The organism is Paenibacillus sp. FSL R5-0490 (assembly GCF_001956215.1).
GTDB lineage: Bacteria > Bacillota > Bacilli > Bacillales > Cytobacillaceae > Cytobacillus.
Genome location: NZ_MRTQ01000004.1, coordinates 103,356 through 116,107, shown reverse-complemented (window position 1 = coordinate 116,107; position 12,752 = coordinate 103,356). Strand labels below are relative to the sequence as shown.

General features: G+C 44.2%; 13 protein-coding genes. 1 reads left to right on the top strand and 12 read right to left on the bottom strand.

The window, feature by feature from the left end:
- Positions 1–12 precede the first annotated feature (12 nt).
- From BK139_RS04635 to spoIIQ, 7 genes are all read right to left on the bottom strand, one after another.
- Positions 13–1,920, bottom strand: coding sequence for a DUF294 nucleotidyltransferase-like domain-containing protein (locus tag BK139_RS04635; protein WP_076257163.1), 1,908 nt, complete (start codon positions 1,918–1,920; stop codon positions 13–15).
- The gene (locus BK139_RS04630; RefSeq protein ID WP_076257160.1) at positions 1,901–3,571 is read right to left on the bottom strand and encodes a sodium:solute symporter family protein; all 1,671 of its coding nucleotides are present in this window, start codon (positions 3,569–3,571) and stop codon (positions 1,901–1,903) included. The genes BK139_RS04635 and BK139_RS04630 overlap by 20 nt, the downstream gene beginning before the upstream one ends.
- Positions 3,572–3,664: 93 nt before the next feature.
- Positions 3,665–3,967: a DUF4212 domain-containing protein gene (locus tag BK139_RS04625; RefSeq protein WP_076257283.1), complete on the bottom strand. Its 303-nt coding sequence runs from the start codon at positions 3,965–3,967 to the stop codon at positions 3,665–3,667.
- A 137-nt stretch (positions 3,968–4,104) separates the two neighbouring features.
- A complete protein-coding gene (locus BK139_RS04620; RefSeq protein WP_048008002.1) occupies positions 4,105–4,287 on the bottom strand; it encodes a hypothetical protein in 183 nt (60 codons plus the stop codon).
- 294 nt (positions 4,288–4,581) lie between these two features.
- Entirely contained in the window at positions 4,582–5,187 is a 606-nt protein-coding gene (locus BK139_RS04615) for a pyroglutamyl-peptidase I (RefSeq protein ID WP_076257158.1), read from the bottom strand.
- Positions 5,159–5,311 (bottom strand): hypothetical protein, encoded by a 153-nt coding sequence (locus tag BK139_RS23840; protein WP_175609059.1) that lies wholly within the window; start codon positions 5,309–5,311, stop codon positions 5,159–5,161. Before BK139_RS23840 ends, BK139_RS04615 begins: the two co-directional genes overlap by 29 nt.
- Before the next feature lie 19 nt (positions 5,312–5,330).
- Positions 5,331–6,296, bottom strand: coding sequence for a stage II sporulation protein SpoIIQ (gene spoIIQ / locus BK139_RS04610; RefSeq protein ID WP_076257156.1), 966 nt, complete (start codon positions 6,294–6,296; stop codon positions 5,331–5,333).
- Positions 6,297–6,439: 143 nt separating this feature from the next.
- Between spoIIQ and BK139_RS04605 the strand changes: the two genes are divergently transcribed.
- A complete protein-coding gene (locus BK139_RS04605; protein ID WP_076257154.1) occupies positions 6,440–6,868 on the top strand; it encodes a VanZ family protein in 429 nt (142 codons plus the stop codon).
- A 24-nt stretch (positions 6,869–6,892) separates the two neighbouring features.
- Here the strand turns inward: BK139_RS04605 and spoIID are convergent, their stop codons facing one another.
- The 5 genes from spoIID to nuoN all read right to left on the bottom strand — a co-directional run bounded on the left by spoIID (position 6,893) and on the right by nuoN (position 12,750).
- Positions 6,893–7,924, bottom strand: coding sequence for a stage II sporulation protein D (spoIID, locus tag BK139_RS04600; protein ID WP_076257152.1), 1,032 nt, complete (start codon positions 7,922–7,924; stop codon positions 6,893–6,895).
- A gap of 216 nt (positions 7,925–8,140) precedes the next feature.
- Positions 8,141–9,451, bottom strand: a complete 1,311-nt coding sequence (gene murA, locus BK139_RS04595) for a UDP-N-acetylglucosamine 1-carboxyvinyltransferase (RefSeq protein ID WP_076257150.1) — start codon at positions 9,449–9,451, stop codon at positions 8,141–8,143.
- Positions 9,452–9,484: 33 nt separating this feature from the next.
- Entirely contained in the window at positions 9,485–10,225 is a 741-nt protein-coding gene (locus tag BK139_RS04590) for a YwmB family TATA-box binding protein (protein WP_076257148.1), read from the bottom strand.
- A 270-nt stretch (positions 10,226–10,495) separates the two neighbouring features.
- On the bottom strand, positions 10,496–10,747 hold the full coding sequence (locus tag BK139_RS04585) for a DUF1146 family protein (RefSeq protein ID WP_076257146.1): 252 nt from the start codon (positions 10,745–10,747) through the stop codon (positions 10,496–10,498).
- Positions 10,748–11,229: 482 nt separating this feature from the next.
- Positions 11,230–12,750, bottom strand: coding sequence for an NADH-quinone oxidoreductase subunit NuoN (gene nuoN, locus BK139_RS04580; RefSeq protein WP_076257144.1), 1,521 nt, complete (start codon positions 12,748–12,750; stop codon positions 11,230–11,232).
- Positions 12,751–12,752 lie beyond the last annotated feature (2 nt).

The following is a 12,752-nucleotide window of genomic DNA, read 5'->3' as shown; positions in this document are numbered from 1 at the left end:
CTCCTTTTAAAGCTATAATGAGAATCTTGCCATTGCCTGGCTCTGCAGCTCCTTAAATGTCTTTAAGCTTAGAATCAATTCTTCTTTTTCTCGGGTAGACATTCTGGAAAATGAGACAACGGAAGATGGGGCGGCACCGTTTTGTTCCTGCTGCCAGCGCTGGGTGACATACAACGTAAGTATAGTGCTTACAGATCCTCTCAAATCGTGTGCAAACTCCTTTGAGAATACCTGCATTTCCTGCAGAAAATCTATTTTTTCAAGCGGTGTGCCTGATAGTTTCCCATGCATTAGGGAGAGTATCTGCAGGCTATGATGATAGGGAAATAAAACTTCTTTTTTCATATCCATGCTTTTGCGCTGCAGCTTAAATAAGGACCGGAGCGGCCGATCCAGCGTGGGAATGGTATGTTCCCTTTCAAGCTGTGCCAGACGGTATAAAAAAATTCTGGATCTTTTCATTTGCTCCTGAGCCATTGCTTCAAATTTTGCATGCAGCCCTTCACTCCCCGCAATGAACCGATAGGAGAAAAAGTTTTGCGCTAACAATAAATTGTCATTAGTGGATTGAAGCATCCAGGTTCGCAGCCGCTCCTCCCATACCGCAAGCGACCCCCGCCATTTCTCCTCACTGCTCATCATGAGACCTTTGCACCGTGCGTAACCTGCACTCTCCATGTTAGAAGTGATCCTTTTCCCAAGCTCTTCAAAAAAATCGTCAGCTTTCTCCGATTGGCTTTCATAAACCAGGAAATGATCCTGATCTGTGAGCATGAACTGCTCTCCACGGCCGCTCGAGCCCATATGATAGAAAGAAAATTCGCATGGCTGCTGCAAGCCTTTTTCCCTCAGTTCAGAAATAGATAGGTCTATAATTCTGCCGCTCATGCGATCGTACAGCTTTGTAATGATCTCAAGCGTTTTTAATATAGGAACACGGTCTCTTATTAAAGAATCAATTATCTCATAGATGCCGGTTTTCACTTGCGGAAGACTGTCCCGATCGGCTTTTTCGATTTTTTGAACCGTCTTTATCACATTCTCATTTTTCTTTCTCAGCAAATCTGATAATGTCACAATCCCAGCGACCTTTGAACCTTCCATTACCGGCAGGTGTTTGATTCCCTTAAAAAGAATCAGTGAAAGGGCGTCATAATAATAAGCGGACCTTGATACCGTGACTGGACCCGCTGTCATAATGGTGCTTGCTGGAGCAGTAATATCTGCCCCTTCAGCTGCCACCCCTTCCACAATGTCTCTTTCCGTAATAATGCCTTTTAAGCTGTCCTTTTCTGTAACAAGGATCGAGCTAATCTTTCTTTTAAGCATGAGCCGGGCAGCTTCCTGAATGGTTGCAGCGGTGCTGACTGAGGCTGCCTCACTGCTCATGACATCCTGAACCCTGATCATGAATGCATCGTTTTCCCCATAATCTGTCGCAAGCTTGACCTGTTCTGCAAGGGATGTGTATACATCCTTCAATCTGAGGGCTACCTGAGTCAGCAGGTAATCATGAACTGCAGGATCATCCCATCTTTTTCTCACCACTTCAAACGGAATGAACAGTGCCCTTACCTCACTGGAGGCTTTGACTTCAACCAGCTCTGCAGAAGTTTGTTTGGAAACACCCAGGAAATCAGCGAGGCTGGAAAATCCAATCAGCTCTCCTGTTTGGACTACTTCGAGCACTTCCTCCCGCCCGCTGTGGTCATTTTTCACTAATACCTCTGAAAGACCTTCTAAAAGGAGCAGAAGGCCTTCACGCGGTTTATTTTTTTTCAGGATCATATCATTCTTTTTGTAGCAGCGTACTTCACACATGGCTAGAAGTGAAAGGGCCGTGTCAGATTCCACCCCATGGAAAAAGGGGTGAAACCGCACAGCCTCCAAATTGTACAGGTTATACAGATTTTGATTCATCATCGTTCATCCATACTTCACCATCTTTATAGACCATTTGTTCCGGATAGCGAAGATCCATAACTTCCTCCTGAATTTTTTGCGAAGGAGCGGCTGTCATTAGAGAAACAATGATATTAGCTGCAAATGCCGCTGTGGCACCAAACACGCCGGCACCTGTATCAATGATTCCGAGGATTGTAAATCCGCCATATTTAGCTGCAAAGATGTACGCCAAGGTTACACCTAATCCGACCAGCAGACCGGCAATAACCCCCTGTGAATTTGAACGCTTCCACCAGACACCCAGAACGAGCGCCGGGAAGAATGTCCCTGTCGCGAGCGCGAAAGCCCAGGCAACAATTTGCGTAATGGCTCCTGGCGGGTTAAGTGCGATCACACCTGCCAAAAGAGTGGCGATGACAATGGACCAGCGGGCAACGGAGAGACGAGTTTTTTCAGTTGAATTCGGTTTTAGCACCCGGTAAAAAATATCGTGAGCAAATGCGGAAGAAATTGCAATCATCAATCCTCCGGCCGTTGATAACGCAGCAGCCATTGCCCCTGCTGCCACCAGACCGATGACAAACATCCCAAGATTGGCAATTTCCGGTGTCGCCATAACCACGATATCATTTGAGATAATGAGTTCCTTCCATTGCAGGACTCCATCGCCATTGCCATCCGCTACCTGAAGCTTGCCTGTATCCACCCAGGTTTTCGTCCAGGCTGGCAGCTCCGTAATTTTACTTCCGGCAACCTGTGTCATTAAAATGAAACGGGAGAATGCTGCGTATGCAGGTGCAGACAGATAAAGCAAGCCGATGAACAGCAATGCCCATGCTCCCGACCAGCGGGCTGCCTTCATCGTTGATACCGTATAGAAACGGACAATTACGTGCGGAAGTCCTGCTGTACCAGCCATGAGTGTAAACATAAGGGCAAGGAACTGCCATTTCGTTCCATTGGTAAATGGCGCAAAATATTCAGAGATTCCCAGTTCGCGGTCCAGCTCACCCATTTTACCGACAAGTTCACCGTAGGAAATCCATGGCATAGGGTTCCCTGTTAATTGCAGTGCCATGAAAATGACCGGAATTAAGTAAGCGATAATTAAAATGACATACTGAGCAACCTGCGTCCAAGTAATCCCCTTCATGCCTCCGAATGCAGCATAAAAGGCAATCAGAACGACACCGATCATGGTTCCAAGCTTTGCATCAATTTCAAACAGGCGGCCAATTACCACTCCCGAACCGGAAAGCTGGCCAATCGAATAGGTGAAGCTGATGATAATTGTACAAAGGGCTGCAATCACACGGGCAGTATGGCTTTCAAAGCGGTCACCGATGAATTCAGGAACCGTGTAGCGGCCGTATTTCCGCAGCTGGGGTGCCAGCAGGAAGGTTAAGAGCAGATACCCGCCCGTCCAGCCCATAATATAGGCAAGACCGTCATAGCCCAGAAGCATGATCGTTCCTGCCATCCCGATAAAGGAAGCGGCACTCATCCAGTCAGCACCGATTGCCATTCCATTGAAAATCGGCGGCACTCCGCGGCCGGCAACATAGAACTCAGAAGTTTCTTTTGCCTTATTGTAAATGGCTATGCCAATATACAAAGCAAATGTAGCTAAAATGATAGATAATGAGACCAAAAACTGTGTATCCAAGAACATCCCCCTTTTTTTCGATCGATTTTTTTATGACGCCCCTTTTATCTCTCTGTATTGCGGAAGTTCGAACAGCCGCTTATTTTTCGTTAATTAATGATCAAGAACTTTCCCTGAACTGATTTGTTCATTTTTGTTTTCATCAATTCCATATTTCCGGTCGATCGCATCTCCCATTTTTGCATTAACAAACAGCAGAATGATAAACGTCAGTACAGCTCCCTGTGCGCCCATAAAGTAATGGAATGGGAATCCGTTAATGGTAATGCCGCTTAATGGTTCTGCAAAGAAGACCACGCCAAAAGAAGCAAGGAAGCCAATAGCAAAATAAATGATCATATTCCGAGTCTTTTCGCGGAAATAACTGTCCGCTACCTTTTTATCGATTTTCTTCAAAACTCCACCCCCGATAAAAATAATAAATTGCATTCAAATACTGATGAATTTGGTCCAAAGTCACTCCTTAATCGTGATGTATGCAGCCGAATCGCTGCTATTTTACCGGATCCATTATCCGGACCCGGACAAAACCATTACCTTAAACTGAAAATAAATTTGACTGTATCCATGAAAGGTGCGGGAACAAGAATGATTTGAACGAGGAAGTAAGCAAAGATTGATAGAAATGGGACTGCCAGGAAGATTGGCCTTTTCTTCCTTAAAGCAAGAAAAAGGCAGGTACCTGTAATGATCATCATAGCCAGTAACGGAAGCAATTCGGTTTCCCCCTTTTAGAAAGCGTTGTCATTTTTCCGCTTTCTGTTTACACTTCAAGATGGCGCTTGATACATTTTCTGATTTCATTTAATTTTAAGAAAATTCATACTTCATTATGTACAAAAATCATTTTCAGGTCAAGTACATGCTGGGAAAAAATATAAATATTTTTGAAGGACTTTGATATATAAGGTTTTTTCAGCAAAAATAGTTGGCAAAGGCTTTTGGGTATTAGAGGAAAACACTATAGTAATAATGAAAAATGCCAAGAAAAAAAGAGCCATTCCGGCCCCTTAGTCCAATTCTGTTATGATCAGCGTAATTGCCTCCAGCAGATCGGCATCTGACCAGCTTGCCATGCTTTTTTTGCTGGCAGCCGCCAGTGCATGGGATGCCGGAATGTGTACAAAACCCGCCGGTAATTCAGTGTTTGTCAATTTCAGCAGGTGAAGCACGGAATACATAACGTTGTTGCATAGATATGTCCCCGCTGTGTTTGAGATGGCTGCAGGATATCCTGCTTCCTTAAGTCTATTAACCATCCGCCGGATCGGCAGGGTGGAAAAATAACCATCGGGGCCATTTTCCTCTATCAGTTTGTCTTCAGGTGCGATTCCGCTATTATCCGGCTCGCCGTCCTGGCAATTGATCGCGATTCTCTCAGGAGTGATGGCGGTCCGCCCGGCAGCCAGCCCGAGAGAAATCACTGCATCCGGCTTTTTTCCTGCCACTTCCTCTACTATTTTCTGTGGCGCGAGATTAAAATCCACCGGCAGCAGATGCCCCATGATTTGATAGTCTCCAATCGTCTTGCCATCCAATGCATTCACGATCTTTTCTGTAGGATTGATCGGAAAATCAAGAAAAGGTTCAAAACCGGTTAACAGCAGCTTCTTCATGTCTTCTCCCCCTATATAACACTTCGTTTATCGAAATATCATACAGGATAATGGCTGAATTGTCGAAATAATGATTATTCGACAAAATTCGGGTAATGCCAGTAACCAAAAAAGAGCCTGCCATTTCGGCAGACTCCCTATTATTATGCGTCAGTTGATTCAGTTGCAGTGTCTTCTTCAACTTGGTCGTCAGTTTGACCTTCGTCTTCAGAAGTTCCAGCTGGGTCTTCTTCTGTATCAGCAGACTCGTCTTCTTCCGTATTTCCGGCATTTTCATCTGCAGATTCTTCAGCAGAACCTTCATCTTCCGTTTTGCCGGACTCTTCAGTGGACTTGTCCTCAGAAGGAGCAGCCTCATCGTTTTCTTCAGTTGCACCGCTGTTTTCTTCAGCGTCTGCTTTGTCAGCTGTGTCCAGCTCTTGTAAAGAGCTTAGCGGCTTATTGAAGAAATCAAGCGGATTGACCGGTGTTCCGTCTTTGCGGATTTCAAAGTGTACATGTACGCCTGCTTCTTCATTAAACAAGCTTTCGCCTGCCTTTGCAAGGACATCACCTTGTTCTACCTGGTCGCCAACCTCAACATTCATCTCTGTAACAGATTGATATTGTGTTACAATTCCTTTGTCATGCTCCACTTCAATGACATTACCCAACAGTGAATCTTCTTCTACCTTGGTAACTTTTCCGCTTAATGCAGCAAGGACATCAAATGTTTCCCCATCCTTAGTGGCAATATCAATACCTGTGTTCGGATGGTATGTGTTATTGTAAAATACTAGAGCAGCTTCCTGTTCTTCAGCCTTGCCGTCATAGTCATAGAATTGTTTTTGAATGACAGCTGAGTCTGGGTCTTTGACAGGCATTACGAAGTTTTCCATTGCACGGTTAACTTCCAATGCTGGCTCGTCGTACTTTTTGCCGGTAATATCAGTGGCTTCGTAATCGTAGCTGTCAGTGTCTGTAGCGTTGTCGCTAGTCTGGTACCAAAGAACACCGGTTAGAATGATTGCTGCACTTGCAATGTAGATTGCTGGGAATGCCCACCGCTTTTTCATAAAGCGTTTAAAGCTGGAATCTTGAGAAGATCGTTTCTTTTCTTCCTCTCTCATTTATCATCACCTCAGCAATCAGTCTGAACAGATTGAGAGGATTATATACATTTCTCAAAAAAAATTTTTTGGGCTTATTTTTCGACAAACGTTTTTGGATTATGCATGATCTGAGAAAATATTTTTAAAGGAGTTACTGAAGAATGGTTAAGTGGATAATACGCGTGCTGCCTTTCCTGTATATGGCGCTGATTTGGATCCTGTCCAGCATGCCGGCAGATGCTGTGGTGGAGCTGCCGGATTTGGCTGTGGACCGATTTATAAAAGAATCTATGCATCTGATTGAGTTTGGTATTTTATATGTTCTTCTGGTTCTGGCAGCAATGACTGCCGTTAAGCTGACGCCGGGTGTGAATATTCTTTTGGCACTTATTGCGTGCTTTTACGGAATTCTCGATGAGATCCATCAGTCCTTTGTACCGTACCGGTCTGCTGCTGTGATTGATGCTGTTAAGGATATTACCGGTGTGGCGGTGTGCTGGTATTTTATCAGCAGGGCTCTTTTTTATGGGAAGTTTAAAAGGCTTGGTAAGCTTCTTAGTTTCTTTGGCAGGGCAAAACGAAAGAGCTGATTCTCTATGAACCAGCTCTTTCGTTTATTTTTTAGCCGTTACTTTCGTCAGCAGTTGGTCAGAAGCTTCAATTTCCACTCCTTTATAATAGTGAGCAACGATTTCTTTGTAGTTCTTTCCTTCAGCTGCCATGCCATTTGCGCCGTATTGACTCATGCCGACTCCGTGGCCATAGCCTTGGGTGTTGATGATGATATTGTCGCCTTTGCGTTCCCAGGTGAAGTCTGTTGATTTCAGGCCCAGTTTCTCTCTGATGTCTTTTCCGCTGACTACTTTCCCGTTAATATCCACTTTGGAAACCCGCTGGCCGGCTGTTCGCTCAGTCACTGTGCCTATGGTGCTGTCATTTGGAAGCTTCACGCCCAATTTCCTTTCAAAATCCTGTACAGAAAATACCTCTCTGCCGTTAAACTTCGGCGACTGCAGGTCCCATTTGCTTTCTACACTCTTTAAATAAGGAACGGAATTTGGCCAGATGGCTTCGGAATTTTCGGTAAAGCCGTTGCTTGTTGAAAAGAAGGAAGCTGTTATCGGCGAGCCGTCAAAGGTGAGGATCTGGCCCCTTGTTGAGTTTACGGCATCTTTAACCTTTTGAATTTTCCATTTGTAATCTGGTCCCCAAATTTGCTTCAGTTCACTTTCATTTTTATAAACCTGGTGGGTTACGGTATCATACACTAATGCCCCTTCAGGAAGTTCCACGCTATCTTTGTTCATCATTTGTTTCACGATAAAGGTTCTTGCCGCCAATGCCTGTGCCTTTAAAGCTTCTTCTTCAAACTCGGCCGGCATTTCTGATGCTACCACTCCGACAATATAATCTTCAAGCGGTACCGTCTCCACCCTTTTCTGTGCAAGGCGGTAGACTCCTACCTCTATGGCTGGCCCTTGAGGAATTTCTGCCGCCGTCTCTTTCTTGGCATCAGTTTTAAGCTCCTCACCAAGCTTCCCGCTGACATTCCCTTCTGTAAAAGGAATCACAAGCAGGGAGGGAACGATGAGCGTGACGGCAAACAACAGAGCGGCTAGTACGATGAAAGGTTTGAATTTTGTCATGTTTTAAGCCTCCATAGCAAATAAATAATTCGAACTCAATTCATGTTTATGGCTATGGACAAGCTAATATGACAATAGATTAATAATTGCTTCAAAGCAAAAACCGCAGAATCGATTTGTCAGTCCTCTGACAGCTCGATTCTGCGGTTTCAGTTTGAAATGCGCGCAAGGCGACTATTTTGATGACTCTAAGGAAGCCGCCTTGATTGGCATTACTTATGCGTTCATGTCAGAAACAAGACCATTATTAACAGGTGTTTCTTCCACTTCTGTCACACGTTCGATATCTGCTCCCAGTCCGGCAAGCTTTTCGTGGAAGTCCACATATCCGCGGTCAAGATGCTTCAGTTCTGTCACGCGTGTTACGCCTTCTGCCACCAATCCAGTCAGGATCAAGGCTGCTGCTGCACGAAGGTCTGTCGCAGCTACTTCTGCGCCCTGCAGATTGCTTGGTCCGTTCATGATCACGGAACGGCCTTCAATTTTAATATCGGCGTTCATGCGGCGGAATTCCTCCACATGCATGAAACGGTTTTCGAATACAGTTTCCGTAATCACACTTGTACCCTGAGCGTGAAGCAATAGGGCCATCATTTGTGATTGCATGTCTGTCGGGAATCCAGGATGAGGCATTGTTTTAATATCAACGGCCTTCAACTTGTCTGGACCCATAACACGGATGCCTTCAGCTTCTTCAATGAAGGTAACACCCATTTCTTCCATTTTGGCGATTAATGAAGCAGAATGCTCAAGTACAGCACCTTTTACAAGTACGTCTCCGCCTGTAATGGCAGCTGCCACCATGAATGTGCCTGCTTCAATGCGGTCAGGAATGATGTTGTGCTCTGCACCGAACAGTACGTCCACACCTTCAATGCGGATCGTGCCCGTTCCTGCCCCTTTAACCTTGGCACCCATTTTATTAAGGAAGTTAGCCAGGTCCACAATTTCAGGTTCCTTAGCTACGTTTTCCAAAACCGTTGTGCCTTTAGCCAATGTTGCAGCCATCATAATGTTCTCCGTAGCACCAACGCTAGGGAAATCGAGATATATTTTTGCTCCATGCAAGCGGCCTTCCGGTGCTTCCGCTTCAATAAAGCCATTACCAACCTTTACTTTCGCACCCATCGCTTCAAAGCCTTTTAAATGCTGATCGATCGGGCGGGAACCAATTGCGCAGCCCCCTGGCAATGCCACACGGGCACGGCCATTTCTTGCTAATAAAGATCCCATGACTAAAACTGAAGCACGCATTTTGCGTACATATTCAAATGGTGCTTCTACCTTCAACTCTCGAGATGCATTTACTGTTACTGTATTATTTTCAAACTCCACTTCGGCGTTTAAATAGCGTAATACTTCATTAATAGTATATACATCGGAGAGTGTTGGGACATCACGAATTACGCTTTTGCCATCACTTGCTAACAGTGTTGCGGCGATAACCGGTAAAACAGCGTTTTTTGCTCCTTCAACTTTGACAGAACCGCTTAACCTATTTCCGCCGCGGACGATGATTTTATCCAAAGTGTATTCCCCTCCGCGTCCAATTTCTCTATATTAATATTCAATCATTATGATGGGTGTGCCAATAACTATGTTTGTCTTGGCGCCCATTCCATTTGTCCGTAATCCAAGCTGCATGTTCATTTCATTGCCATTTGTCTCAATCGATTCACCAAAAAGCGGCGAATTTGCTGATGCTGAAATAAATTGGTCTTCTTTTAGTGCTTCTATTTCTGTCGCATTAAAAGCGTCCAGTAATTGACTAGCAGTATCAGGCAAAGACTTATTAATCTTACCATTGAATTCGCCTTGGATACAAGAGAAAATTGTGGCATTTCCTCGAAAAATGTCAGAAATCTTACTATTTAGTTCTGCAGCCAGTTTGCTCTGTTCTTGTTTCCACCCCTGACCTTTGGCCTCATAAATCACATACGTCTGAACTTGACCTTTTGTGGGGGTTGATAAAATTTTTACTGTTTCTGACTGAGCATCTGTCTGCTTAATAATAGCTTTTGCTTCCCATGATTTTTCTGTTTTTTGAAAGCTCCATTCCCAATCAGGATATTGAGACTGCAGATCATTGGTGAATGCTTTTACTTCCTGAAGGTTTTGGCTTTCCATTTTTTCTCTCGCATGCAAAGTCCAATCTTTGATAAAAATATTCTCGCCCTGTAAAACCGAGGCCATCGTCAACAGGTCAAGCTCCCCTTTGGCTACAGTCGTCTTATTCCCAATGTTTATCATCATGAAACCAATAATGGCAATAATAAATAATGTACTGAATGATTTTTTCATTTGTAAACTCCTCCCCTTAGTACCATTGTTACCAAGGATAGAGTGAGCATACTTGGGAATTGTCGTCACTTTTTGACAAACTGAAAGGCAGTTAAAATACTGTTAATTTGGAGCTCTTTGTGCGCTTTAGTGCATACTTTGAAAACCATTTCACAAAATAGTATGTATGCAAGGAAACTAGCAACAAAAAGATTTTACTCAATAATTGTCAAAATGAAAACATGTATGAAGACCTATATTTATAAAAAATATGGCTATCTTATACAGTACCTAAAAAAAGGTGATGTTCTGCAGTATAAGCGGAAGCTGCTGGGACCATAAAAGATAGTCGAGAAAGAAGTTGCTGACGGAAGATCCAATTACAATTGAAAGCAGAACATACAATACACGTGCCTGAAAAACATGATTTGCCCGCAAAAGAGTTTCAAACCGCAATGCCTGAAGCGCCCACCAGGCCAGCGCAATAAACACCAGATGCGACATAATGCTGATGAGTGCCTGCTGCCCAAATCCTGATATCATCTTCTTCCCTCCTTTAATTCATTGCCACTTCGCTTACCTGCTCTGTGCGCTACAATACCATTTGACGTTTATACTATCAGGTAAGTTTCATGACTGGATATTTTTTGAAAATTAAGTTTCTTTCTTTTTCGCCGATTGTATGTCCATTATATCGAATTGTCGAATAAACACGAAGTCTAAACCAAGGCAAACAAAAAGAAGGGGAAATTTCCCCCTCTTATTTATACCCCTTTTGTCCCCTTTTTCGTAAAAGCTTTTTAAAACCCCCATTTTAAAAAGCCTTTTCCCTTAAAAATCCTGTCCGTTGATTTCCACTGCGGCCACTTGCTTTCCGCGGGGAGGAACGGGAGCCTCCTCGGCTTCGCCTGTGGGGTCTCCCGCTCCCTCTCCTCCCGCAGGAGTCAAGTGGCCTCCGTTCCAATCAACTCAGTGGAAAAACTTATGTTTGTTTAGAAAACAACAAATTACATTATTAAACACGCTTATTGAAAGAAATCAGTAAACTGATTGAAATTGCCCTGCAGGAAGTCAAATGCGATATTTGGTGCAATTCCGAACAGAATGGTGGCTGCCAGGCTGATTCCGATAACAGCTGTTAAAGCCGCTGGAATCTTAACTTTTCCTGTATCAGCATCAGCTGCAGGCCTGAAGAACATTTGCACCATTACACCGAAATAGTAGAAGTATGAAACGACTGTGGTCGCAATCATAATCGATACCAGTACATAATGACCTTCATTTGGCACTAATGCACCCATAAAAATATTCAGTTTGCCAATAAACCCGGCTGTCCCCGGAATACCTGCAAGTGACAGCAGGAAGATAGCCATGGCGATGGCCAGGAACGGTGCGCGGCGGTAAAGCCCGGCAAATTGGCTGATATCTTCTGATCCCGATTTATGTGTCACCTGCTGGATAATCGCGAAAGCGCCAAGGTTCATGAATAAGTAAGCACCGAGGTAAAACCAGAGCGTATCAAACATGAATAGTGACATGCTTGCAATCACAACCAGCAGGTAACCGGCCTGAGCGATGCTGGAATAGGCAAACAAACGCTTGATATTCCGCTGTCTTAACGCAATCAAGTTCCCAATAATCATCGTGGCTCCTGCCAGGAAGGCAATGTAATCCTGAAGAGCCAGGATCATCGGAAGCCCCTGTACATCACCGGATGGCGCATTCGCAAAGATTGAAAACAGAATGCGGATAACAATGATGAATCCGGCTGTTTTGGAAACTACGCTTAAAAAAGCTGTTACAGGTGTAGGTGCACCCTGGTACACATCCGGCGCCCACATATGGAACGGCGCTGTAGCCAATTTAAAAGAAAGTCCCACCACGATCATAAAGAATGCAAGGCCTAACAGGTAAATATGCTGTTCATTATAGATGGATGTCAAAAATCCGGACATTTCCTTTAAGTTCGTCGTTCCAGTTAAACCGTATACGTAACTCATTCCGAACAAAGTGATCGCTGTGGCAATACTGCCGTTGATCACATATTTCATGGCAGATTCGTTTGAATGCAGATTTCTTTTTCTCATGCCTGCGAGAATGTAGGACGAAATGGAAAGAAGCTCAAGTCCCACAAACAGAGTAATTAAATCTCCGCTTGAAGACATGATCATTGCCCCTAGTAATGCAGCCATGAACAGATAGAAAAATTCCCCCCTGAATTCTTCCAATCCTTCATTCGGCTCATAGCCAATGGCAATCAGCAGTACCATCGCAGATCCGATTAAGAGCAGCAGCTTAAAAGCTTTTGCAAAGGAATCAAGCCTGAACGTATCAAATAAAATGGATTCCGGACTATGCCCGATAAGGCCCATTAAGGAAACAAGAGCCGCGAGAATTCCGGCAAAGCCGACCCAGCCGAGGATTTTCCGGCTTTGGGATTTCGGCATAAACAAATCCATTAGTGAAAGAGCGGTCGCAACACCAAGGATGATGAACTCCGGCGTCATTATGCCCCATTCATAAGATAATAATGTTTCGAGATCCATCC

What these genes read in the sequence shown, in the direction of transcription:
- BK139_RS04635 (WP_076257163.1), bottom strand. Translation starts at nt 1,920, where the DNA reads ATGAATCAAAATCTGTATAACCTGTACAATTTGGAGGCTGTGCGGTTT.
- BK139_RS04615 (WP_076257158.1), bottom strand. Translation starts at nt 5,187, where the DNA reads ATGAAGAAGCTGCTGTTAACCGGTTTTGAACCTTTTCTTGATTTTCCG.
- BK139_RS23840 (WP_175609059.1), bottom strand. Translation starts at nt 5,311, where the DNA reads ATGGCAGGCTCTTTTTTGGTTACTGGCATTACCCGAATTTTGTCGAAT.
- spoIIQ (WP_076257156.1), bottom strand. Translation starts at nt 6,296, where the DNA reads ATGAGAGAGGAAGAAAAGAAACGATCTTCTCAAGATTCCAGCTTTAAA.
- BK139_RS04605 (WP_076257154.1), top strand. Translation starts at nt 6,440, where the DNA reads ATGGTTAAGTGGATAATACGCGTGCTGCCTTTCCTGTATATGGCGCTG.
- spoIID (WP_076257152.1), bottom strand. Translation starts at nt 7,924, where the DNA reads ATGACAAAATTCAAACCTTTCATCGTACTAGCCGCTCTGTTGTTTGCC.
- BK139_RS04590 (WP_076257148.1), bottom strand. Translation starts at nt 10,225, where the DNA reads ATGAAAAAATCATTCAGTACATTATTTATTATTGCCATTATTGGTTTC.
- BK139_RS04585 (WP_076257146.1), bottom strand. Translation starts at nt 10,747, where the DNA reads ATGATATCAGGATTTGGGCAGCAGGCACTCATCAGCATTATGTCGCAT.
- nuoN (WP_076257144.1), bottom strand. Translation starts at nt 12,750, where the DNA reads ATGGATCTCGAAACATTATTATCTTATGAATGGGGCATAATGACGCCG.